18 protein-coding genes and 1 pseudogene are annotated in these 23,437 nt (G+C 70.6%); 10 read left to right on the plus strand and 9 right to left on the minus strand.

Annotated features, from left to right (window positions below; translation table 11 throughout):
• The 4 genes and pseudogenes from CHC02_RS22145 to CHC02_RS22160 form a co-directional block, all read right to left on the minus strand.
• A pseudogene (locus tag CHC02_RS22145) lies at nt 1–575 on the minus strand (RHS repeat protein); the annotation flags it as partial.
• 14 nt (nt 576–589) lie between these two features.
• Nucleotides 590–2,053, minus strand: a complete 1,464-nt coding sequence (locus tag CHC02_RS22150; RefSeq protein WP_167364818.1) for a DUF6531 domain-containing protein — start codon at nt 2,051–2,053, stop codon at nt 590–592.
• Between the two features lie 201 nt (nt 2,054–2,254).
• Entirely contained in the window at nt 2,255–6,586 is a 4,332-nt protein-coding gene (locus tag CHC02_RS22155) for a DEAD/DEAH box helicase (RefSeq protein ID WP_089393566.1), read from the minus strand.
• 358 nt (nt 6,587–6,944) lie between these two features.
• A complete protein-coding gene (locus CHC02_RS22160; protein WP_089393567.1) occupies nt 6,945–8,507 on the minus strand; it encodes a sigma-54-dependent transcriptional regulator in 1,563 nt (520 codons plus the stop codon).
• 261 nt (nt 8,508–8,768) lie between these two features.
• Here CHC02_RS22160 and phhA point away from each other — a divergent pair, with 261 nt between their 5' ends.
• The 3 genes from phhA (at nt 8,769) to CHC02_RS22175 (ending at nt 11,243) form a co-directional block, all read left to right on the plus strand.
• Nucleotides 8,769–9,557 (plus strand): phenylalanine 4-monooxygenase, encoded by a 789-nt coding sequence (gene phhA, locus CHC02_RS22165; protein ID WP_089393568.1) that lies wholly within the window; start codon nt 8,769–8,771, stop codon nt 9,555–9,557.
• 136 nt (nt 9,558–9,693) lie between these two features.
• Complete coding sequence (locus CHC02_RS22170) at nt 9,694–10,050, plus strand: 4a-hydroxytetrahydrobiopterin dehydratase (protein WP_089393569.1); 357 nt, start codon at nt 9,694–9,696, stop codon at nt 10,048–10,050.
• On the plus strand, nt 10,047–11,243 hold the full coding sequence (locus CHC02_RS22175) for an amino acid aminotransferase (RefSeq protein ID WP_089393570.1): 1,197 nt from the start codon (nt 10,047–10,049) through the stop codon (nt 11,241–11,243). The genes CHC02_RS22170 and CHC02_RS22175 overlap by 4 nt, the downstream gene beginning before the upstream one ends.
• 55 nt (nt 11,244–11,298) lie before the next feature.
• Here the strand turns inward: CHC02_RS22175 and CHC02_RS22180 are convergent, their stop codons facing one another.
• A complete protein-coding gene (locus tag CHC02_RS22180; protein WP_089393571.1) occupies nt 11,299–12,330 on the minus strand; it encodes an AraC family transcriptional regulator in 1,032 nt (343 codons plus the stop codon).
• 114 nt (nt 12,331–12,444) lie between these two features.
• Here CHC02_RS22180 and CHC02_RS22185 point away from each other — a divergent pair, with 114 nt between their 5' ends.
• Nucleotides 12,445–13,338 (plus strand): TauD/TfdA dioxygenase family protein, encoded by an 894-nt coding sequence (locus CHC02_RS22185; protein ID WP_089393572.1) that lies wholly within the window; start codon nt 12,445–12,447, stop codon nt 13,336–13,338.
• Nucleotides 13,339–13,650: 312 nt separating this feature from the next.
• Here CHC02_RS22185 and CHC02_RS22190 read toward each other — a convergent pair whose 3' ends face one another.
• Complete coding sequence (locus CHC02_RS22190; RefSeq protein WP_089393657.1) at nt 13,651–14,550, minus strand: LysR family transcriptional regulator; 900 nt, start codon at nt 14,548–14,550, stop codon at nt 13,651–13,653.
• A 109-nt stretch (nt 14,551–14,659) separates the two neighbouring features.
• Between CHC02_RS22190 and CHC02_RS22195 the strand changes: the two genes are divergently transcribed.
• Both CHC02_RS22195 and CHC02_RS22200 read left to right on the plus strand, forming a co-directional pair.
• Complete coding sequence (locus tag CHC02_RS22195; RefSeq protein ID WP_089393573.1) at nt 14,660–15,730, plus strand: AbrB family transcriptional regulator; 1,071 nt, start codon at nt 14,660–14,662, stop codon at nt 15,728–15,730.
• 73 nt (nt 15,731–15,803) lie between these two features.
• A complete protein-coding gene (locus tag CHC02_RS22200) occupies nt 15,804–17,027 on the plus strand; it encodes a flavin monoamine oxidase family protein (RefSeq protein ID WP_089393574.1) in 1,224 nt (407 codons plus the stop codon).
• Nucleotides 17,028–17,082: 55 nt separating this feature from the next.
• Here CHC02_RS22200 and arfB read toward each other — a convergent pair whose 3' ends face one another.
• Nucleotides 17,083–17,496, minus strand: coding sequence for an alternative ribosome rescue aminoacyl-tRNA hydrolase ArfB (gene arfB, locus CHC02_RS22205; protein WP_089393575.1), 414 nt, complete (start codon nt 17,494–17,496; stop codon nt 17,083–17,085).
• 236 nt (nt 17,497–17,732) lie between these two features.
• On the opposite strand from arfB, the gene CHC02_RS22210 reads away from it, so the two are divergent.
• Entirely contained in the window at nt 17,733–18,656 is a 924-nt protein-coding gene (locus CHC02_RS22210; protein WP_089393576.1) for a nucleoside-binding protein, read from the plus strand.
• A 169-nt stretch (nt 18,657–18,825) separates the two neighbouring features.
• Here the strand turns inward: CHC02_RS22210 and CHC02_RS22215 are convergent, their stop codons facing one another.
• Both CHC02_RS22215 and CHC02_RS22220 read right to left on the minus strand, forming a co-directional pair.
• Entirely contained in the window at nt 18,826–19,203 is a 378-nt protein-coding gene (locus CHC02_RS22215; protein WP_089393577.1) for an MliC family protein, read from the minus strand.
• A gap of 102 nt (nt 19,204–19,305) precedes the next feature.
• A complete protein-coding gene (locus CHC02_RS22220; protein ID WP_089393578.1) occupies nt 19,306–20,715 on the minus strand; it encodes an amino acid permease in 1,410 nt (469 codons plus the stop codon).
• A gap of 340 nt (nt 20,716–21,055) precedes the next feature.
• Here CHC02_RS22220 and CHC02_RS22225 point away from each other — a divergent pair, with 340 nt between their 5' ends.
• The 3 genes from CHC02_RS22225 (at nt 21,056) to CHC02_RS22235 (ending at nt 23,430) form a co-directional block, all read left to right on the plus strand.
• Nucleotides 21,056–21,841, plus strand: a complete 786-nt coding sequence (locus CHC02_RS22225; RefSeq protein WP_089393579.1) for an AraC family transcriptional regulator — start codon at nt 21,056–21,058, stop codon at nt 21,839–21,841.
• A 436-nt stretch (nt 21,842–22,277) separates the two neighbouring features.
• Nucleotides 22,278–22,451, plus strand: a complete 174-nt coding sequence (locus tag CHC02_RS22230) for a DUF1427 family protein (protein WP_074977117.1) — start codon at nt 22,278–22,280, stop codon at nt 22,449–22,451.
• Between the two features lie 22 nt (nt 22,452–22,473).
• Nucleotides 22,474–23,430: a quinone oxidoreductase family protein gene (locus CHC02_RS22235; protein ID WP_089393580.1), complete on the plus strand. Its 957-nt coding sequence runs from the start codon at nt 22,474–22,476 to the stop codon at nt 23,428–23,430.
• The last annotated feature ends 7 nt before the right edge of the window (nt 23,431–23,437 follow it).

The raw sequence follows: 23,437 nt of genomic DNA on the forward strand, positions 1-23,437 counted from the left end.
AGCCGGCCGAGTTCGTCGTACACCCACTGCTGCTGGCGCACCAGGCTGCCGCTGGCGTCCTTCAGCCGTTGCGCCGTGCGGTTGCCCTGGGCGTCGACGTCGTATTCCAGGCGTTCGCCGAGGTTGTTGGCGATGGCCACCAGGCGCCGCGCATCGTCGTAGGTGTAGGCCAGCCAGCTGCCGTCGCCGCGGGTCAGGCGGGTGATCTGCCCAACTGCGTCGTAGTCGAAGCGGGTGGTGCTGCCGGCGCGGCTGATGGAGGCCAGGCGCGCGTCGATGCCGCTGTAGGTCAGGGTGCTGACCGCGCCGTTGGCGTCGGTGAGGGTACCGGGGTTGCCGCGCTCGTCGTGCCCGCCCAGGCGGGTGACGTGGCCCAGGGCATTGGTCACCGCGGTGAGGTTACCCTTGGCGTCGTAGCTGTAGCGGGTGACATCCTGCACGTCGGTGCGCGGACCGTCGGCGCTCTCGACCAGGCCCAGGGCGTTGTAGCTATAGGACCAGCTGCGCTCGGCGGCCTGGCCGGGCTGGGCCAGCAGCACCGCCAGGGACAGGGCGCCGAATAGTTTCGTCTTCATGACTGCCTCCTTGCTCAAAGCGCCTCGGTGGTTTGTGCGATGACGCGCCCACGCCCGTCGTACTGGTAGCGGGTGACCCGCCCCGCCTCGGTGATGCTCAGCGGCAGGGCCAGGGTGGGATGCCAGGTGGTGCTGATGGTGCGAGCCTGCTCAGTGCCGGCAGCTTCGGTACGGGAGGTTTCCAGGCCGCGCGCGTCGTACTGGTAGGTGGTCAGGTTGCCGTTCCAGTCGGTTCGGCTGGCCGGCAGCCCATTGGCCAGGTAGGTGACCTCTTGGCTGGCGGCCGGGCAGTGGGCGCTGGCTTCGCCGTCGCGGCGGGTGACCAGGCGGCGCTGGTCGAAGGTCTGGTAGTGGTAGAGCGTCGACTTGCCCAGCGGGTTGGTGATTCGCACGCGGTTGGCATCGAGGTAGGCGAACTGCACGCTGCCGGCCTCGCCGGCATGGCTGCTGGAGGTGGCGCGCCCCTGGGCGTCGTAGGTCCAGGTGGCGAAGCGCAGGCCGCGGGCATCGGTGATCCCCGTGAGCAGGTGCGGGCGCTCGGCGACTTCGTAGTGGTAGCGCTGCTCCTCGTCACCCCGCATGACGCTGGCGAGGCGGCCGCGGTCGTCGTAGCGGTAGCTGACGCTCCAGTCGCCGAACTGCAGGCTCGCCAGCCGTTCGCCGTCGTAGCCGAGGCTGATCTGGCGGCCGCCGGCATCGCTGATCCGCACCAGGCGGCCGCCGGTATCCCGGGTGAACTGCAGGCTGCTGCCGATCACCGGGTCGAGGCGCCGCAGTTGCCCGAGCGCATCGTAGGTTTCGACGCTGGCGTCGGCGCCGGTGAGGCTCCAGCCGCCCTGTTCGGGCAGTTCGACCAGCGTGAGTCGCTCGTCGGCACTGGCTGTCCACTTGCCCGCCACGCGGGTGAAGGCGACTGCCCGGCCGTCTTCGCGATAGGCCTTGAGCGTGTCGGCCGTGAGCTTGGCGATGCGCTGGTTCCAGCCATGGCTCCAGCCGACTCCGAGGTCGCCGGCCTGGTTACGGCTGCTCCAGTAATTGCGGCTGAACCCCAGCCTGGAGCCGGGCACGCTCAGATCGACCTCGACCTGCACCTTCTGCCCGGTGGCGCCGAGGATGGGGTTGCTGTCGTTGCACTCGTTGCTCTGGCATTGCGCGCAGCATTGGCCGCTGCCATCCAGCACGCCGCTGGGGCAAAGGTCCGCCTCGCCGGAACGGTAGACGGAGGAAAGGTGGTAGGTGTCGGGTAGCCAGAGGCCGAACAGCCGGCGCTCGACCACGAAGCGGCAAAGGGACTCCGTGCCGTCGAGGTCGGTGAGCGAGTAGTTGTTGATGCGCCACTGCTGGCCGGGGCTCTGCTCGCGCTTCTGGAGCAGCTTGCGAAGGCTTTCGCCCTGCTCGCAGGCGGCTTCGGCCGAGGGCCAGGGGGTACGGGTCGCGTCGCGCCACTGGTATTCCGCCAGGCAGGCCTGGCTGATCAACAGGGCTCCCACTCCTGGGAGCAGGCAATGCAGAAATGGACGAGGGTGCATGCTGGGTCCTCCATGAACAGTGGAGGCTCCAGTCAAGCGATGGCGGCAGGCGAAAAACGTTAACGCCTAGCCACTCCGGGCATCAGCAAAGCATCCCACGCCAATCGAGGATTCCGCCTACCGGCAGAACTCCCTCGCTGACGAATGCGCCTAAAGGCGTCGGATCAGCGACTCCCGCGCCTTCGCCATTTCCTCCGCCGGCAGCTCCGCCCAGAGCACCGGCTTGCCGGCGATGAGCGCGCCCAGGGCGACGCCGTCGCGGTAGAGCACGCGGTTGCCGGCCACCGCCGGGACCTTGCTGCCCGGCAGCAGGGTGCCGGCGAGGTTGAGCGGGTCCACCGCCGAGAGCACCAGGTATTCGCCGTCCTTCTCGCGCCGGCGCACTTCGCGCAGCAGGCCCACGGCCTCGGGCAGGGCGAACTGTTCGCCGGTGAGGCCGGCGACGAAGCGCCCGCCGCGGATTTCCCCGCGGGCTTCCAGGCGGTGGTAGACGCGCAGCAGGTCGCGCCAGGGCGGCAGCCAGTCGGCCTCGCGTTCCAGCACGCGCCAGCAGACCACGCCATAGCGGCGCAGCAGGGTCATGGCGACGTGCTCCAGCACTTCGGCCTGCAGGCGTGGCGGCTGACCCTCCAGCAGTTCGTTGCGCGGGCGGCGCAGCAGCGCCCAGCGGCCGGCGTCGGCCATGCCGAACAGCGGCGTGCGGGCCCGGCGCTCCTGGCGGCTGCGCTTGGCCGCCGGCAGCAGCAGCGCGCGCAGGCCGGCGAAGCTGTCGGCGTTCACCCGGCCCACCGCCACCAGTTCGCCGAGGGCCATTTCCAGTTCGCTGCGCAGCAGGTGCGCCTCGCTGGAAAGTTCGTCGAAGAAGAGCGCGCCCTGCTCCTGCAAGGCCTGCAGCACCTTCTGCGCCCTGGAGGACAGCTCGGGCTCCGGCGCGTCGGCGCACAGCGCGCCCCACAGCGGCAGTTGGCGGCGCGGCAGCAGGACGATGGGGGTGCTGCGCAGCGGCCCGGCGCCGCTGCGCCCGCGCGCCGTGCTCCGGCTCGGCAGGCGCGCCCAGACCAGGCGGCCGGCGCGGCACAGGTCGTCCAGCCAGTTGATGCCGTAGTCGGCCACCCGCGCCGGCAGCAGGTCGCTTTCCCAGGCCCCGGCGGCGGCCTGGAAGCCTTCCAGCTGGCTCAGCACGCCGGCCAGGGCCTCGGCGCCGCGCACCCGCGTGGCCCGGGACACCCGCTGCCAGTCGAACAGGAAGCGCATGAAGTCGGCGCGCTCCACCGGCTCGATCTCGCGGCGCAGGCGGCGCACCGTGTAGCGGTGGATGCGCGCCAGCAGGTGGCGCTCGCACCATTGCTCGCCGTCGGCGTCGGGGCTGAAGCGGCCGCGCAGCACATAGCCCTCACGCTCCAGGCCGGCCAGGGCGAAGGCGACGTCGGCGGCCGGCAGGTCGAGGTCGGTGGCCAGTTGCGCCTGGGTGCGCGGGCCGAAGCCGGTCAGGCGCGCGCGCAGCAGTTCCAGGCGCGCGTCCTCGGCGGACCAGCCTTCCTGCAGCGCCGCCGGCAGTTGCAGCGCCGGCGACAAGCGCGCCTGTGGATAGACCGCCAGCAACTGGCTGAGGCGTTCGGCAGCCACCCAGAGGTCAGCCTCGCCACTGCGCAGGCGCGTTGCCCGCCCGGCCTTGGCCAGGCGCCCCAGCAGCAGCTCCCAGCCCAGGTTGGCGCGGGCTTCCTCGGCGAGGATGCAGCCCAGGCCGGTCAGCGCCTCGTGCATCTCGTCGGGGTCGCGGGCCTGCGGCCAGGCTTCGGCGCGCACCGCGGCGATGGCTTCGGGGTCCAGCGCGCCCAGGTCGTCGGCCGATTCCGGGTCGCTCCAGCGCCGGCTCAGCACGGCCTGGGTGCGGCGCTCTTCCAGCGGGGCGTCGTCGAGGTAGGCGTAGGGGCTGGCGCTGAGCACTTCCGCCGCCAGCGGCGAAGGGGCCGGCAGGTCGCGGGCATGCAGCGCCACCTCGCCGGCCTCCATGCGCCGCAGCAGGGCCAGCCAGCCCTCGCAGTCCATGGCCTCGTGCAGGCAGTCGTCGAGGGTCTGGGCGACCAGCGGATGGTCGGGAATCTGCCGCTCGCCGACGATGTTCTCCAGGCACGCCACCTGGTCGGGGAACACCGCCGCCAGCAGGTCCTCGCTGCGCATGCGCTGCAGTTGCGGCGCCACCTTGCGCCCGCCGCGGAAGCGCGGCAGGGCCAGCGAGGTGGTGGCGTTCCAGCGCCAGCGCACGCCGAACAGCGGGGCGTCGAGCAGGGCCTGGACGAGGACGTGCTCGGCGTTCTTCGCGTTCAGGTAGCGCCACACCTCGTCCAGCGGGAAGCTGTGGCTGGTGGACAGCGAGAGGATGATGGCGTCTTCGGTGGCCGCCGCCTGCAGCTCGAAGTTGAAGGTGCGGCAGAAGCGCTTGCGCAGGGCCAGGCCCCAGGCGCGGTTGATGCGGCTGCCGTAGGGCGAGTGCAGCACCAGCTGCATGCCGCCGGATTCGTCGAAGAAGCGCTCCAGCACCAGCGCCGACTGGCTCGGCAGCACGCCGAGAGCGGCGCGGGCACGGGCCAGGTATTCCACCAGCTGGCGCGCCGCGGCTTCCTGCAGGCCGAGGTCGTCCTCCAGCCAGCGCAGCGCCGGGGCCAGGGGTTCGGCACTGCCCTGCCCTTCGGCCAGCAGGTCATCCAGGCGCTCGCGCAGGCGCGACACGCTGACCGACAGCTCGTCGCTGCGCCCCGGCGCCTCGCCCAGCCAGAACGGGATGTTCGGCGGCAGGCCCTGGGCGTCCTCGACGCGCACCTTGCCCGGTTCCACGCGGAGGATGCGGTAGGACACGTTGCCCAGCTGGAACACGTCGCCGGCCAGGCTCTCCACGGCGAAGTCCTCGTTCACCGTGCCCACGGCCAGGCCCCGGGGCTCCAGCAGCACCTGGTAGTCGCCGGCGTCGGGGATGGTGCCGCCGGAGGTCACCGCGGTCAGCCGCGCGCCGCGCCGGCCGCGCAGCAGGCCGTGGACGCCGTCGCGGTGCAGGTAGGCGCCGCGCTGGCCGTTGCGGCTGGCGTAGCCCTCGGCGAGCATGCGCAGCACGGCGTCGAAGCGCTCGCGCGGCAGGCCGGCGTAGGGCTGGGCATGGGTCAGCAGTTGGTAGAGTTCGTCCTCGCGCCATTCGCGGCAGGCCACTTCCGCGACTATCTGCTGGGCCAGCACGTCCAGCGGCGCGCGGGGGATCGCCAGGGCGTCCAGTTCGTCGCGGCGCACGCTGTCGAGCAGCGCCACGCATTCGATCAGTTCGTCCCGCGAGGTCGGGAACAGCCGGCCCTTGGGCGTGCCGCCGACGCTGTGCCCGGAACGCCCGACGCGCTGCAGGAAGGCGGCGATGGAGCGCGGCGAGGCGACCTGGCAGACCAGTTCGACGTCGCCGATGTCGATGCCCAGTTCCAGCGAGGCGGTGGCCACCAGCACCTTCAGGCGCCCGGCCTTGAGCCGCTGTTCGGCGCCCAGGCGCTGTTCCTTGGACAGGCTGCCGTGGTGCGCGGCGACCTTGTCGATGCCCAGGCGCTCGCCCAGGTGGCGGGTGATGCGCTCGGCCAGGCGCCGGGTATTCACGAAGACCAGGGTGGTGCGGTGTTCCTCGGCCAGCGCGGCGAGGCGGTCGTAGACGCTGTCCCAGACCTCGTGGGACATCACCGCCTCCAGCGGCGCCGGCGGCACCTCGATGCCCAGGTCGCGGGCGCGGCTGTAGCCGATGTCGACGATGCGGCAGTCCGCGTGGCCGCAGAGGAACTCCGCCACCGCCTCGATAGGCTTCTGCGTGGCCGACAGGCCGATGCGCACCAGCGGTTCGGCGCACAGCGCCTGCAGGCGTTCCAGGGACAGCGCCAGGTGGCTGCCGCGCTTGCTGCCGGCCAGGGCGTGGATCTCGTCGACGATGACGCTGCGCGCGCCGGCCAGCATCTGCCGCCCGGAGTCGGAGCCGAGCAGCACGTAGAGGGATTCGGGGGTGGTCACCAGGATGTGCGGCGGCCGCCGGCGCATGGCCTCGCGCTCGCCCTGGCTGGTGTCGCCGGTGCGTACCGCGCTGCGGATGTCCACGGCCGGCAGGCCCAGGCGCTCCAGCTCGGCGCGGATGCCGGCCAGGGGCTCCTCGAGGTTGATGCGGATGTCGTTGGACAGCGCCTTGAGCGGCGAGACGTAGACCACGCAGGTGCGGTCCGGCAGCTCGCCGCCATTGGCCAGGCCCTCGTGCACCAACTGGTCGATGGCCGAGAGGAAGGCGGTGAGGGTCTTGCCCGAACCGGTGGGCGCGGCGACCAGGGTCGAGCGCCCGGCGCGGATCGACGGCCAGGCCTGCGCCTGGGCCGGGGTGGGCGCGGCGAAATGGCGGGCGAACCAGGCGGCGACGGCGGGGTGGAAACCCTGGAGGACGTCGCTGGGGGGCGCGCTGCTGGCGAGTCGGTTCATGGGCACCAATATGGTGGCAGCGCGCGAAGCCCTCAAGGGCCGCCGATCGCGGCTAGGGGCTAGGCGGTGGCCAGGTTCAACCCTGGCGCGGATTGCCGCCTGGTTGTGGCGGCGTATAACCGCGAACGGTTATACGCCCTACGTCACGGTCAAGCCTGGCGTGGGGCGAACAACGCTCCTACAGGTTGACGCCGAACCTCCCGCCCCTGCCGGACGGCTCCCTCTCCCGCTTGCGGGAGAGGGCTGGGGAGAGGGGGCGGAGTCAATCCGAAGCACAGTTGCCGCCTGGTGTGGCGGCGTATAACCGCGAACGGTTATACGCCCTACGTCACGGTCGAGCCTGGCGTAGGGCGGCCCCCTACGACTCCCCACCCTGCCCCAGGCCGTGCTGGCGCAGCTTGTTGGCGATGGTGGTGTGCGAGACGCCCAGGCGCTTGCCCAGCAGGCGGCTGCTGGGGTGCTCGCGGTACAGGCGCTCCAGCACCGCGCGCTCGAAGCGGCCGACGATGGCGTCCAGGCCGCCTTCCAGGGAGAAGTCGCCCAAGGGGTGCGGCGCGCCGTAGTCCGGCAGGCGGATGTGCTCGGCCTTGATGGTGCCGCCCTCGCACAGCGAGACGGCCTGGAACAGCACGTTCTCCAGCTGGCGCACGTTGCCCGGCCAGTGGTAGCGGCCCAGGCGGTCCATGGCCTGGGCCGCCAGCTGCGGCAGCGGGCAGCCGATCTGCCGGCTGGCCTGGTCGAGGAAGTGCTCCACCAGCGGCGCCAGGCCATCGAGGCATTCGCGCAGCGGCGGGATGTGCAGCGAGAGCACGTTGAGGCGGTGGTAGAGGTCCTGGCGGAACTCGCCCTTGGCGCACAGCTCGGACAGGTCGACCTGGGTGGCGCAGATCACCCGCACGTCCAGGTACACCTCCTCGTCGCTGCCCACCCGGCGGAAGCAGCCGTCCTGCAGGAAGCGCAGCAGCTTGGCCTGCAGGCGCGGGCTCATCTCGCCGACGCCGTCGAGGAACAGGGTGCCGCCGGCGGTGAGTTCGAGCAGGCCGAGCTTGCCTTCCGGGCGCGCGCCCTCGAAGGCGCCGGGGCCGTAGCCGAACAGCTCGGTCTCGGCCATGGATTCGGGCAGCCCGGCGCAGTTCAGCGCCATGAACGGCGCCTGGCCGCGCGGGCTGGCCAGGTGGCAGGCGCGGGCCAGCAGCTCCTTGCCGGTGCCGGTCTCGCCCTCGATCAGCAGCGGCGCGTCCAGCGGCGCCATGCGCCGCGCCTCGCGCACCACCGCGGCCATCACCCGCGAGCTCTGGAAGATGCTGTCGAAGCCGCGCAGCTCGTGCTTGCGCACGTTGTAGATGCGCTCGCCGACGCGGTCGGCGCGGTGCAGGGTGAGCACGGCGCCGGCCAGGGCCTCGCTTTCGTCGTGCTCGGCCTGCAGCGGGGCGATGTCGGCGAGGAACACGTCGCCCTTGATCTTCACCCGCAGGCCGTTGATCCGCGCCTTGTTGGCGCGCACCAGCTCCGGCAGGTCGAGGTCCTCGGCGTAGCGCGCCAGGGGGATGCCCGGCACCTCGTCGACGCGCACCCCGAGCAGCTGCGCGGCGGCGCGGTTGCCGGCGACTATCTGCCCGGCCATGTCGATGGACAGCACCGGGAAGTCCAGCGCCGCCAGCAGTGCGTTCAGCTCCAGGTGGCGGCGCTCGCTGGGCATCAGGCCGACGCGCTTGACGCCGAACACCCCGGGGATGACCTCCAGCTTGGGCTTGAGCGACTGGAACTGCAGGTTGATCAGGTTCGGGCAGAGCAGGTAGATGGCGTTGCCCTGCTCGCCGCCGACCTCGCCGCGGTTGACGTTGATGCCGTAGTCGACCAGCAGGTTGAGGATGTCGCGCAGGATGCCGACGCGGTTCTGGCAGTGGACTTTGATACGCATGGCGAGCCCGGTGATTGTCGTTGTGCGGGGCGGCGCCCGGCCGGATTTCGCCGACAGGGCGGAAATTTCCGTCAAGAATATGTGACAGCCGGCGTCATCAGCAAGTCGATGCCTGGCGATTCGCCGCGATTCGTAACCTTTTCTTTACAGGCGAAGGGGATTTGCAGCCCTCGCCCACGGCAGGCAGGGGCTGCATGGGCACGCCGACGCGGCTATTGATTGAGGCATCAAAACAACAAAGGCCTCGAAGCCGGAGGACCCATGAAGACAACGCAGTACGTGGCCCGCCAACCTGACGAAGACGGTTTCATCCACTACCCCGAAGCCGAGCACCAGGTGTGGAACACCCTGATCACCCGCCAGTTGAAGGTGATCGAAGGCCGCGCCTGCCAGGAATACCTGGACGGCATCGAGCAACTCGCCCTGCCCCACGAGCGCATCCCGCAGCTGGGCGAGATCAACCGCGTACTGCAAGGCGCCACCGGCTGGCGCGTGGCCCGCGTCCCGGCGCTGATCCCCTTCCAGACCTTCTTCGAGCTGCTGGCCAGCCAGCAGTTCCCGGTGGCCACCTTCATCCGCACCCCGGAGGAACTGGACTACCTGCAGGAGCCGGACATCTTCCACGAGATCTTCGGCCACTGCCCGCTGCTGACCAACCCCTGGTTCGCCGAGTTCACCCACACCTACGGCAAGCTCGGCCTGGCCGCCAGCAAGGAAGAACGCGTGTACCTGGCGCGGCTGTACTGGATGACCATCGAGTTCGGCCTGCTCGACACCCCGCAGGGCCGGCGCATCTACGGCGGCGGCATCCTCTCCTCGCCGAAGGAGACGGTCTACAGCCTCTCCGGCGAGCCCGAGCACCAGGCCTTCGACCCCGTGGAAGCCATGCGCACGCCCTACCGCATCGACATCCTGCAGCCGCTGTATTTCGTGCTGCCGGAGCTCAAGCGCCTGTTCGAGCTGGCCCACCAGGACATCATGGCGCTGGTCCGCCAGGCCATGCAGCTGGGCCTGCACGCACCGAAGTTCCCGCCGAAGCAGGCGGCCTGAACCCCCGAGGCCTGCCCGACATCTTTTCGTAGGAGCGAGCTTGCTCGCGAACCGTCGATGCATACCCGTTCGCGAGCAAGCTCGCTCCTACAATCCTAAGCTCAATGCCTTGCCCGCGAACTACAAGGAGAACCCCATGACCGCCCTCAACCAAGCCCATTGCGAAGCCTGCCGCGCCGACGCCCCCCATGTTTCCGACGAGGAACTGGCGGAACTGATCAAGCAGATCCCGGACTGGAACATCGAGGTGCGCGACGGCCACATGGAGCTGGAGCGCGTGTACCTGTTCAAGAACTTCCGCCACGCCCTGGCCTTCACCAATGCCGTCGGCGCCATCGCCGAGGAGGAAGGCCACCACCCGGACCTGCTGACCCAGTGGGGCAAGGTCACCGTCACCTGGTGGAGCCACGAGCTCAAGGGCCTGCACCGCAACGACTTCATCATGGCCGCGCGCACCGACGCGCTGGCCAAGGTCGCCGAGGGCCGCAAATGAGCCATTTCGCCCAGGTGCCCCGGGTGCCCGGGGACCCCATCCTCGGCCTGCTCGATGCCTACCGCGCCGACCCCAACCCGGCCAAGCTGGACCTGGGCGTGGGCGTCTACAAGGACGCCCAGGGCCTGACGCCGATCCCCCGCGCGGTGAAGCTCGCCGAACAGCGGCTGGTGGAGCGCGAGACCACCAAGAGCTACGTCGGCGGCCACGGCGACGCGCTGTTCGCCGCGCGCCTGTGCGAGCTGGTGCTGGGCGCCGATTCGCGCCTACTGGCCAGCCAGCGCGCCGACGCCAGCCAGACGCCCGGCGGCACCGGCGCCCTGCGCCTGGCCGCGGACTTCATCGCCCGTTGCCTGCCCGGCCGCGGCATCTGGGTCAGCGACCCGACCTGGCCGATCCACGAGACGCTGTTCGCCGCCGCCGGCCTGAAGGTGCACCACTACCCCTACGTCGGCGCCGACAACCACCTGGACGTGGAGGGCATGCTCGCCACCCTGGAAAAGGTGCCCCACGGCGACGTGGTGCTGCTGCACGCCTGCTGCCACAACCCCAGCGGCTTCGACCTGGCCTACAACGACTGGCAGAAGGTGCTGGAAGTGGTGCGCCGCCGCGAGCTGCTGCCGCTGATCGACTTCGCCTACCAGGGCTTCGGCGACGGCCTGGAGGAGGACGCCCGCGCCGTGCGGCTGTTCGCCGAGAGCCTGCCGGAGCTGCTGGTGACCAGCTCCTGCTCGAAGAACTTCGGCCTCTACCGCGACCGCGTCGGCGCCCTGCTCGTCTGCGCCGCCAACGCCGAACAGCTGGGCAACGTGCGCAGCCAGCTGGCCAGCCTGGCACGCAACCTCTGGTCCACGCCGCCGGCCCACGGCGCCGAGGTGGTGGCGACCATCCTCGGCGATCCCGAGCTGAAGCAGGCCTGGCTGGAGGAAGTGACCGCCATGCGCACCCGCATCGCGGCGCTGCGCCTGGGCCTGGTCGAAGCCCTGCAGCCCCATGGCCTGGCCGAGCGCTTCGCGCACATTGCCATCCAGCGCGGCATGTTCTCCTACACCGGGCTGAGCCCGGAGCAGGTGCGCCGCCTGCGCGAGGAACACAGCGTGTACCTGGTCGGCAGCGGCCGCGCCAACGTCGCCGGGCTGGACGCCAACCGCCTGGACGACCTGGCCCGGGCCATCGCCGCGGTCTGCGCCTGAAAGTTTTTTCCACCCTCGCTCGACCGGCCGCTGGCCGGTCTTTTTTTGCCCGCGCTCAGCCTGCCGGCAACGGCCCGGCCTGGCGCTTCCAGCGCCCCGGGGTGGTCCCGGTCCAGCGCTGGAAGGCCCGGCAGAAGCTGGCCGCCTCGGCGTAGCCCAGGCACTGGGCGACGCCGTTCAGGTCCATGCGCGACTCCAGCAGCAGGCGCTCGGCCAGGCGCAGGCGGATGGCGTCGCTCAGCGGCTGGAAGCGCTGGCCTTCGGCGGCCAGGCGGCGCTGCAGGGTGCGTTCGGAAAGCCCCAGGCGCTGCGCCACCTCGCGGCAGCCGGGCAGGCTCGCGGCGTCGCGCACCAGCAGGCGCTGCACCGCCCGCGCGGTGGGCGTGGCGGCCAGGGGCAGCGCCAGTTCCTCGCAGAGCTTCTCGCACAACTGCTCGCCGCTGCTGCGGCTGTCCGGGTTGGCCTGCGGCAGGCTGGCCTCCAGGTCGGCGCGGGCGAACAGCAGGGCGTTGCGGGTGGCGCCGAAGCGCACCGGGTAGGGCCAGGCGCGGGCATAGGCGTCGAGGTCGCCCGGCGCCTCGGCGCGCAGTTCCAGGGCCAGCGGCTGCACCGGGCGCTGCAGCAACTCGCCCGCCAGTTGCAGGCAGCCGGCGATGCCGCGCTCGACCACGAAGGCGCGGGCGTCCGGCGGCAGCACCTGATCGTCGAAGATCATCCAGTGCCCGCGCGGCTCGGCCTCGCTGCTCACCGGGCAGAGCGTCAGGGCCAGGCCCTGGTAGCGGCCGAAGGTCTCGAAGGCCTCCCGCAGGCTGCGGCAGGCGAGCATGGTGAAGCCCAGCAGCCCCAGCGAGGTGAGGTGGTAGCGGCGCCCGGCGGCGAAGCCCAGGCCGGGGCGGGCGCCCTGCTGCAGCAGGTTGCGGATCACCGCCAGTTCCTGCCAGGCCTGGATCTGCGCATGGCGCCCGGCCAGTTCGCGCGGCTCGATGGCGCTGCCCACCAGGCAGGCCTCCGCGGCCAGGCCCTCGCTGCGGGCGCAGTCCAGCAGGTGGCGCACGCCGGTGATGTCGCGGGTCTGTCGCCAGTCCATGGGGGGCTCCTGCAGGTGGCGGGAATCATCAATTTCTGGCGCCGATCATCATGGCGCAAGCGCGCCGCGGCGACCATCCTCAACAGGCCGACAACACCAACAAGAGGGCACCCCATGTTCGAGTTCTTCTATGCCTTGCCGAGCCAGAACCGCGCCGCCAGCTACCGCCACTTCCAGATCGTCCCCGCCACCGGCGCCATAGGCGCGGACGTCAGCGGCGTCGACCTGCGCAGCCTGGGCGAGGAAAGCTTCGCCGAACTGCGCCAGGCCCTGCTGGCGCACAAGGTGCTGTTCATCCGCGGGCAGTCGCTGGCCATCGAGGACCTGGAGGCGGTCACCCTGCGCTTCGGCGAGTTCGGCCGCGAGCCCTACGTCCAGGGCCTGCCCGACCACCCCCACGTGGTGCGGGTGGTCAAGGAGGCCGACGAGAAGACCCCGGTGGTATTCGGCGGCGCCTGGCACAGCGACTGGTCGTTCCAGGAGCGCCCGCCGGCCTTCACCCTGCTCTACGGCCACGACATCCCGCCGTTCGGCGGCGACACCCTGTACGCCAACATGGCGCTGGCCTACGAATGGCTGTCGCCCAAGCTGCGCGCGCAACTGGAGAGCCTGGACGCCATCCACAGCCCGGAACGCGCCTATGGCGCCGAGGCCAAGCACAACGACCTGATGGAGAACATGGCGGTGCGCTACGGCAACGCCGACGGCGAGACCCGCTCGCACCCGCTGGTGACGCGCCACCCGGAGACCGGCAAGAAGATACTCTTCATCAACCCGGCCTACACCAGCGGCATCAAGGGCATGCGCCCGGCCGAGGCGCAGCCGCTGCTGGACTACCTCTACGGTATAGCCACCCAGCCGGCCTTCACCTGCCGCATGCGCTGGAGCCAGGGCACCCTGGCGATCTGGGACAACCGCAGCACCTGGCACTACCCGGTGTCGGACTACCATGGGATGCGGCGTGAGATGTACCGCACCACGGTGGTGGGTGAGGTGCCTAGCCGGTAAGAGATGGCTGCTTTGCTGCTCTTCGTAGGAGCGAGCTTGCTCGCGAACTGAGTTTGCCGGTGGCATTGGTGCGTCAGATTGACTCCGCCCCTCTCCCCAGCCCTCTCCCTGAAGGGAGAGGGGGCTTGTCCGTGCCGAAAAGGGTTCTGGTTTCAGCCGGAGACTCGATGCAAGCCGGCTAACATCGAAGTATCAGCACACACCGAACGGTCCCCTCTCCCTTCAGGGAGAGGGAGCAGCGGTGGGCCCGGCAGCGGAGTCCCTGGGGAGCTCGTTCGCGAGTCCCCTCGCTCCTACGAAACCCCCTGCCCCCTACCCGCCGAACCGCCCCGCATGCTCCCGCAGCATCCCCCGCAACAACTGCGCCGCCGGCGACAGGTAGGCGCCCTGGCGCACCGCCAGGCCCATGGTGCGCGTCAGGGTGGTTTCCGCCAGCCTCACCTCGCGCAACTGGCCCATCCCATGCAGCCCGCCGTCCAGCGTTTCGCGGGCGACGAAGCTGAGCAGCCGGGTGCGGGCGATCAGGTTGGGCAGCATGGGGATGGCGTTGGTCTCGATCTGCACCTGCGGCGGCGGCAGGCCGTGGGCCTGGAAGGTGGCGTCCATCCAGCGCCGCGACGACACCCCGGGCGCCGGCAGCACCCAGCGGTAGCGGCACAGGTCGGCGATGGCCACCGGGCCGTCGAACAGCGGGTGCTCGCGGCTGGCCACCACCACCACCTGGTCCTGCAGCAGCGGCTCGCTGGCCAGGTGCGGGTCGTCGAGGATGCGCGAGCAGATCGCCATGTCCAGGCGCCCACCGCGCAAGGCCTCGCGCAGCACGTCATCCTGGCCCAGGGACAGGCTGATGGTCACCTCCGGGGCGCGCTGCAGCAGTTCTTCCACCAGCGGCGGCAGCAGGTACTCGGCCATGGTCGCGGCACAGCCCAGGCGGATGTTGCCCACCAGGCCGCTGGCGAAGTCGCGCACCTCGCGGCGGGTCTCCTCGATGTCCTGGCGCAGCTGGCGGGCGCGCCGCAGCATCAGCTCGCCGGCGGGGGTCAGGCGGATACGCCGGCCCTCGCGCTGGAACAGGCTGGTGCCCAGGGACTGCTCCAGGCGCTGGATGCTCTTGGTCAGCGCCGGCTGGCTGCGCCCCAGGCGCTCCGCCGCGCGGCCCAGGTGGCCGAGCTCGGCGATGGTTTCGAAGTAGGCGAGATCGCGCAGGTCCATGGCGGCCATCCGATAAACTTCAGGAATGAATTCATGACTATTAGAAAATGGACTTGATGGATCGCGCTATCGATAATTTTCCGCGTTGTCCGCAGTCCGGAGTCCTCGCGTGTCCAGCCGTCCAGCCCAGCGCCCCAGCCGCATCCCCGCCAGCCTGCAATGGCCGGCCCTGATCCTGGCGGCCGGCGGCGCCGGGCAACTGCTCGCCTGGCTGGGCATCCCCGCCGCGCTCTTCCTCGGCCCCATGCTGGTGGCCATCGCCTTCGGCGTCGGCGGCGCCGGCATCCGCCTGCCGCGCCAGGCCTTCCGCCTCAGCCAGGGCTGCATCGGCCTGCTGGTGGCCCACGCCATCAACTGGTCGGTGCTGCAGGCCATGGCCGCGTCCTGGCCGCTGATGCTCTGCGCCACCCTGCTCACCCTGCTGCTCAGCGCCGTGGTCAGCTACGCCATGGTGCGTTTCGGCGGCATCCCCGGCAGCACCGCCGCCTGGGGCACCGCGCCGGGCGGCGCGGCGGCCATGGTGGCGATGGCCGAGTCCCACGGCGCCGATCCGCGGGTGGTGGCCACCATGCAGTACGTGCGGGTGGTCTGCGTGGTCATGGCCGGCGCCCTGGTCGGCCGCCTGCTGGGCATCGAGGGTGGCGCCTCGGCGGCCCACAGCACGCCGCTGGACGACGCCGGGCACCTGCCCGGCCTGGTCAACTGCCTGCTGCTGATCTTCGTCGGCGCCAGCCTGGGCGCGCGCCTGCCGGCCGGCCCGCTGCTGGTGCCGCTGGTGGCCGGCGCGGCGCTGCAGCTGGGCGGGCTGCTGCAGATCACCCTGCCGCACTGGCTGCTGGTGCTGGCCTACGGGGTGATCGGCTGCTACATCGGCCTGCGCTTCGACCGCGCCAGCCTGGCCTACGTCGGCCGCCACCTGCCGGCCATGCTGGTCAGCGCCATCGCCCTGATCCTCAGCTGCGCGCTCTTCGCCTGGGCCCTGGCGGCCATCACCGGCATGGACTTCCTGTCCCTCTACCTGGCCACCAGCCCCGGCGGCCTGGACGCCATGGCGATCATCGCGGTGGACACCCACTCCGACGTCGGCCTGGTGCTGGCCATGCAGACCCTGCGGCTGTTCGTGGTGCTGTTCAGCGGCGTCTCCATCGCCCGCCTGGTGATCCGCCTGAGCCACGCCTGAGGCCCGGCGCCTTGTGCGTACGGCGCAGGGGGTTCAGGATCGGAAGCCCTACGAACCGGCCAAGGACAGCCCCATGCACCAGCCCACCGCCTGGCACGTCACCCACTGGAGCGACGACCCCTTCAGCCTCGGCGCCTACAGCGTCCTGCTGCCCGGCGGCACGCCGGCGCACCGCGCCACCCTCGGCGCCTGCCTGGCCGGGCGCCTGGTACTCGCCGGCGAAGCCTGCAACCCGCGGGCGCCAGCCATGACCCACGGCGCCTGGGACGATGGTTTGCGCGCCGCCAAACTGGCCCTGGGCGCGGGTGCCCGCCGGGTGATCGTCATCGGCGCCGGATGCGCCGGCCTGGCCGCCGCGCGGCGCCTGCGCGGGCAAGGCGTCGACTGCGTGGTGCTGGAAGCCCGTAAGCGCATCGGCGGGCGCACCCACAGCATCCGCCTGGGCGCGGTGACCCTGGACGTCGGCGCCGCCTGGCTGCAGCAGTTCGCCGACAACGCCCTGGCCGGCGAAGCCCTGCGCCTGGGGCTGAGGCTGGTGGAAACCGACTTCGCCAAGCCGCTGGCCGCCGCCAGCGATGGCCCGCTGCCGGACATAGACGCGGCCTGGCAGGCCCTGCGCAGCGGGCTGGACCGGCAACTGCCGCTGGCCGAGGGCATCGAGCGCTACCTGGCCGGCCTGGACAGCGCGCAGGCCCGCGCCACGCGCTTCGCCATCGACGCCAACCTGATCCTCGAAGCCTGCCTGCCGCTGGCGCAACTGTCGGCAGACGCCCTGGACGAGGATGGCGTGGGCAATGGCGACCGCTTCCTGCCCGGCGGCTACGGCCAGCTCATCGAGCACCTGGCGCAGGGCCTGGACATCCGCCTGGGCCAGCCGGTGACGCACATCGACTGGTCGGGCGAGCAGGTCCGGGTGAACGACGAGCGGGGCGACTTCTGCATCTGCAGCGTGCCGCTGGGCGTGCTCAAGACGCTGCGTTTCACCCCGGCGCTGCCGGCGGCGCAGCAGGAGGCCCTGGCCCACCTGGGCATGGGCCGCCTGGAGAAGGTGGTGCTGCAGTTCGAACGGCGCTGGTGGCCGCGTTCACCCTCGGGCTACCTGCGCTGGTACGACAGCCCGGCGAGCTGGGGCGAATGGCTGGACCTCACCGATGCCGTGGGCACGCCGACGGTCGCCGGGCTGATCGCCGCCGACGCGGTGGAGCGCCAGTTCGCCGGGCGCAGCGACGAACAGATCGCCCTCGCCGCCCGCAACGCCCTGCGGGCCTGGGCCGCCGCGGTGGAAGATTCGCGCTAGACCGCCCATAGTCCGTTCGCGAACAAGCTCGCGCCTACGAAGCGCGGTGGCCCCTTCAGTAATCCACCTTGCCGCGCCCGGCCTTGATCGCCCCGCGCTTGCTCTTGCCTTCCAGGCGGCGGGTCTTGGAGCCGAGGGTCGGGCGCGTCGGCTTGCGCTTCTTCTGCACCTTGGCCACCGAGCGGATCAGCTCGGCCAGGCGCTCCAGCGCGTCCTCGCGGTTCTGTTCCTGGGTGCGGTACTGCTGGGCCTTGATCACCACCACGCCGTCGCCGCTGATGCGCTGGTCGCTCAGCGCCAGCAGGCGTTCCTTGTAGAAATCCGGCAGCGACGAGGCGCGGATATCGAAGCGCAGGTGCACCGCGCTGGACACCTTGTTGACGTTCTGCCCGCCAGCGCCCTGGGCGCGGATGGCGCTCAGCTCGATTTCGGCGTCGGGCAGTTGCACGGTGTTGGAGATGACGAGCATGGCGGGGGATTCGGGCGAAAGGAAAGCACAGCATAACGCGCAATCCCGGGCCGGCACAGAACGCGGGCCAGCGCGGCGCAAGGCCGATTCCTGACTCGCGGATCAATTTTTGAATACACTTGTGTATACAAAAATCTCTTGCAATGAATCCAACAGACCTTTAGAACCGTCCCTGTCCGGCCGCGGGCAGTCACGCGGCAGCCGGCCCCATAACAACAACAAGATCGAGGTGCAGCATGTTCCGCCCGGTATCATCCGTGCCGGCGCCCAGCGCCGTCCGCCACCATCCGCGTACGTCCCGCCGCCTGAGCAGCGGCAGCCGTATCGCCCTGAGCGCCGCGCTGCTGGCCGGCCTCCCCCTGGATGCGGCCGTCGCCGACGACGACCGCTTCTTCGAGTGGACCAGCAACACGCTGGGCTTCCGCTACGGCCAGCAGTTCACCAACCCGAACAACCCGGACAAGTTCGCCAAGCGCATCTACAGCTTCAGCCACGCCGACGGCTACCGCTACGGCAGCAACTTCTTCCACCTGGACGTGTTCCTCTCCGACAGCCGCGACCCGCGCAAGGGCACCGACCACGGCGGCAGCGAGGTCTACGCGGTGTACCGCCACCAGCTGTACGCCTCGCGGGTGTTCGACCTGCCGCTGGGCAAGGGCCTGGTGAAGGACCACGCGCTCACCTTCGGCTTCGACGCCAGCCGCAACAACAACCTGGCCTCGGCGAAGAAGCGCGCCCTGGTGATCGGCCCCACGGTGAAGTTCAACGGCGCCGGGGTGCTCGACCTGAGCCTGATGTACTACCGCGAGAAGAACCACTTCGGCGTGCCCGGCGCGCGCCACCCGGACCACACCTTCGACGGCACCTACATGGTCAACCTGACCTGGCTGAAACCCTTCCAGCTGGGCGAGCGCATGGCCAAGTTCCAGGGTTTCCTCAACCACGTCGGCGAGAAGGGCGAGGACTACAACGACAAGGACACCGCCGCCGAGACGCTGGTGCGCACCTCGCTGATGGTGGCGGCCCTGCCGGGCGCCAGGCGCCAGCCGAACCTCTGGCTCGGCGTGGGCTACGAGTACTGGCACAACAAGTTCGGCGTGGACGGCGGCACCGGCAGCCGCACCTCGACGCCGACGGTGAACCTGGAGTTCAGTTTCTGAAGTTCGTGCCGCCGGTTGGCCCTGAGCGGTTGGCGGGGTGATCGCGGACGGAGTCCGCTCCTACAAACCGTGCTTCCCTGGAACTGTAGGAGCGGGCCCTGCCCGCGAATCGCGCGCAGGGCGCGCTCCTACAGGGGAATGGCACGACTCGGGCTGCGTAGGAGCGAACTCAGCGCTCCTTGCAGGAAACCCCGTCGGCGGGCTCGCCGCCCTTCCAGTCCTTGTACAGGGTGGCTTCCTCGCCCTTGGTCCACCACACGTACTGGCCGGCGGCGTACCTGGCGCCGGAGGCGGAGATGACGTTGGCGAACACCAGGCTGGAGCTGTCGCTGACCGGCACCACCGCCAGGTGGTTGTCGCCCTTGTTCAGGTACTGGACGCTGAACTTGCGGCCGTCGTCGCACTTGTAGTCGACGCTGCGCGAATCCAGCTTGGCGTCGCCGGGCAGGACCAGCGCGTCCACCGGCGGCGCCTTCTTCTCCTCGCCGCCACAGGCGACCAGCAGCACGGGAACGGCGGCGGCCAGCAGCCAGAATGCTTTTTTCATGGGTGTCCCTCTGACGAAAAATGGCCCGGACACTCTAGCCAAGGTTCGCCGCCGGCGGCAACGCCGCGCGCCCCGGCGAAAAGTCGGGCGCGCGGCGGGCCTTCACTCCGCCAGGGCCAGTGCCGGCTGCGCGGCGCGCGAACGGTTGAGGCGGTAGCAGGCGAACATCACCAGCAGCCACAGCGGGATCACGTACACCGAGACCTGGATGCCCGGGATCAGCGCCATCACCCCGAGGATGAACAGCACGAAGGCCAGGCACAGCCAGTTGCCGTAGGGGTAGAAGATGGCGCGGAAGGCGGTGCGCACGCCGTCGCGGTCCATGCGCTGGCGGAACTTCAGGTGCGCGTAGCTGATCATCGCCCAGTTGATCACCAGCGCCGCCACCACCAGCGACATCAGCAGCTCCAGCGCCTGGTGCGGGATCACGTAGTTGACCACCACCGCGAGGAAGGTCACCAGCGCCGACACCAGCAGCGCGCGTACCGGCACGCCGCGCTTGTCCACCTGCGCCAGGGCGCGGGGCGCGTCGCCCTGCTCGGCCAGGCCGACCAGCATGCGGCCGTTGCAGTAGGTGCCGCTGTTGTAGACCGACAGCGCCGCGGTGAGCACCACGAAGTTGAGGATGTGCGCGGCGGTGTCGCTGCCCAGCAGCGCGAAGACCTTCACGAAGGGGCTGCCGCTGTAGTCGTCGCCGGCCGCGCTGATGCTCTGCAGCAGGCTGTCCCAGGGCGTCAGCGCGAGCAGCACGGCCAGGGCGCCGACGTAGAAGATCAGGATGCGCCAGAGCACCTGGTTGATCGCCCTGGGGATCACCGTCTTCGGCTGGTCGGCCTCGGCGGCGGTGAAACCGAGCATTTCCAGGCCGCCGAAGGAGAACATGATGAAGGCCATGGCCATCACCAGCCCGCTGGCGCCGTTGGGGAAGAAGCCGCCGTGGCTCCACAGGTTGCTCACGCTCGCCTGCTCGCCTCCGTGGCCGGAGAACAGCAGCCAGCAGCCGAGCAGGATCATGCCGACCACGGCGCTGACCTTGATCATCGCGAACCAGAACTCGGCCTCGCCGAACAGCTTGACGTTGGCCAGGTTGATGAGGTTCACCAGCACGAAGAACACCGCGGCGCTGGCCCAGGTGGGCACGTCCGGCCACCAGTAGTGCACGTACTTGCCCACCGCGGTGAGCTCGGACATGCCGACCAGGATGTACAGCACCCAGCAGTTCCAGCCGGAGAGGAAGCCGGCGAAACCGCCCCAGTACTTGTGGGCGAAGTGGCTGAAGGAGCCGGCCACCGGTTCCTCGACGATCATCTCGCCGAGCTGGCGCATGATCAGGAAGGCGATCAGCCCGGCGATGGCGTAGCCGAGCAGCATCGACGGCCCGGCCGACTTGAGCACCCCGGCCGAGCCGAGGAACAGGCCGGTGCCGATGGCGCCGCCGAGGGCGATCAGCTGGATGTGGCGATTCTTCAGGCCGCGCTGCAACTGGCCTGCGTGCTGGGTATCACGCGTCATTGCGTCACCTTTTGTTGTTATCTGTGACGGATGGGACCCCGCGGTTCGTGGCCGCGCGGCATGCAAGGCTCATCGCGCCGCGGCGAATTGCCGCCGGGCGCTGGGCTGGCGCCATATCAGCCGCTGCGGCCAATGGGAACAAGTCCGAAGCCCTTGTGGGAAAGCGCCCCGCGACCACCTCGGCCGGCAGCTTTTCGTTACAGCCATGGCGGACCGCGCATCGCGTCGGCGCCCGCGTAAAGCCTTCGTTACACCACGGTTCGCCAGCTTTCCAGGGCAGATGCAAGGCGCCGGCGGCGCCGCTACCATGCGCGGCATCGACCTTCGTTTCCGGTGAGCCATGGCCCGCGCCGCCCCGCCCGACCTCAGCGATACCCAGGTGCCCCTGCGCGGCCTGGCGCGCAGCTACCCGCGCGGGCTGTACATCGAGCCCCACGAGCACGAGTGGGGCCAGGTGCTCTACGCCATGTCCGGGCTGATGTGGCTGGAAACCCCGCAGGAAGCCCTGCTGCTGCCGCCGCAACGGGCGGTCTGGCTGCCGCCCGGGGTGCCCCACGGCATCCGCGTGGTCAGCGAGCTGCAGATGCGCAACATCTACCTGCGCCCGAGCCTGGCCGGGGTGCTGGAGGAGCGCGTGCAGGTGTTCGAGGTGGACACCCTGCTGCGCGAGCTGATCCTGCGCCTGGTGGAACAGGAACAACAGCCCGACGCCGAGTACTACCGCGCCCTCTCCGACCTCTGCGTGCTGGAGCTGCGCCGCGCCCGCAGCAGCCTGCCGCGCATCCCCCTGCCGGAAGACGACGACCGCCGCCTGCTCGCCCTGTGCCGGGCGGTGATGGCCACCCCCAGCGCGGAAATCCCCGTGGAACGGCACGCCGCCGACGTCGGCGCCAGCGTGCGCACCCTCGCCCGCCTGTTCCAGCGCAGCCTGGGCATGGGCTTCGCCGCCTGGCGCCGCCAGGTGCAGCTGGCCACCGCGGTGGCCGCCCTGGCCGCCGGCACCCCGGTGAACCGCATCGCCCACGAGCTGGGCTACACACCGGGGGCGTTCAGCGAGATGTTCCGCCGCGAGCTGGGGGTGGTGCCTTCGGCGTGGGCGGCGGGACCTGGTCCGATCGGCGGATAACGCTTCGCGTTATTCGCCCTACGCGCCCCGGCACTTCCCGTAGGAGCGGGCCCTGCCCGCGATTCGCGCGCAGGGCGCGCTCCTACAGGAGAATGGCGCGGATGGGGCAAGGAGCAACTGTCTTGCAGGCCGTGCCGGGGTGCTCTTCGTAGGAGCGAGCTTGCTCGCGAATGGGCCCGCAGCGGAGTGTGTTCGCGAGCAAGCTCGCTCCTACGAGAAGCCATGCTCGCCTGCAATGTAGGAGCGGATCTTGTCCGCGAATCGCGCCGATACCTCCGGCCATCGCGGGCAGGGCCCGCTCCTACAGGCACCGGCAACCCCATCGCCACGGATGCATGGGTGGCGCAACCTGTCCGAAATTCCGAAGTCCTTGACCGATCCCCCTCCGCCACCCGCCCTAGACTGCCTCCACCCAGCCGAACATCCCGGAGGCCCCATGAACTACCTGATCTCGCTGGCCATCGGCGTCGCCGTCGGCGTGCTCTACAACCTGCTCGACTTCCGCTCGCCGGCGCCGCCGCTGGTGGCGCTGGTCGGCCTGCTCGGCATGCAGCTGGGCGAGAGCCTGCTGCCGGTCGGCCGCGAGCTGGTGTTGCGCTGGTTCCACTGATCCCCTTCCGACGGAGACTCCCATGCAAGCCCTGCAATTCGCCCGTACCGGCGACCTCGATGCCCTCCAGCGGGTCGAACTGGCCGACCCCGTTCCCGCCGCCGACGAGGTGCTGGTGGAGGTGCGCGCCGCCGGCCTCAACCCCAGCGACGTGAAGAACGTGCTCGGGCGCTTCCCCTACACCACCCTGCCCCGCGTGCCCGGCCGCGACTTCGCCGGCGTCGTGGTCAAGGGCCCGCAGGCGCTGCTTGGCCAGGCCGTGTGGGGCACCGGCAAGGAACTCGGTTTCCTCCGCGACGGCAGCCATGCCGGCCTGCTGGCCCTGCCGGCGCGCGGCGTGGCGTTGATGCCCAAGCGCCTGGGCTTCGCCCAGGCCGCCAGTTGCGGGGTGCCCTACACCACGGCCTGGGATGCCCTGGAGCGCAGCGGCGTGAAGGCCGGCACCCGGTTGCTGGTGATCGGCGCCGGCGCGGTCGGCTCGGCCGCGCTGGACCTGGCCCGCGCCCGCGGCGCCGAGGTGCTGGCCGGGGTGCGCCGCGCCGGGCAGGCCGCCGCGCTGCAGGCCCGCGGCATCGCCAGCCTGGTGCTGGAGCAGCCGGAAAGCCTGGCCGGGCAGGTCGACGCGGTGTTCCCCGGCGGCGCCGAGGTGATCTTCGACACCACCGGCTTCTGGCTGCCGGCGTCGGTCGCCGCCCTGGCCACCTTCGGCCGCATCGCCATCATCGCCGCGCCGGCGGACGGCCACGTGCAGTTGCCGGCGCTGGCGCTGTACCGCCGCGGGGGAACGCTGGTGGGGGTCAATTCGCTGCTGTACGACAGCGTGGCCTGCGCCCGCATGCTCGAGCAATTCGGCCGCGGGTTCGACGAGGGCAGCCTGCCGCTGCCCGGGGAACTGCGCGAATCGCCGCTGGCCGAGGGCCTGCAGCGCTACCGCGAGGTGAACGAGGGCAGCAGCGACAAGCACATCCTGCTGCCCTGAGGCGGGC

Origin of the sequence: Pseudomonas delhiensis, assembly GCF_900187975.1 — a bacterium.
Classification (GTDB): Bacteria; Pseudomonadota; Gammaproteobacteria; order Pseudomonadales; family Pseudomonadaceae; genus Pseudomonas; species Pseudomonas delhiensis.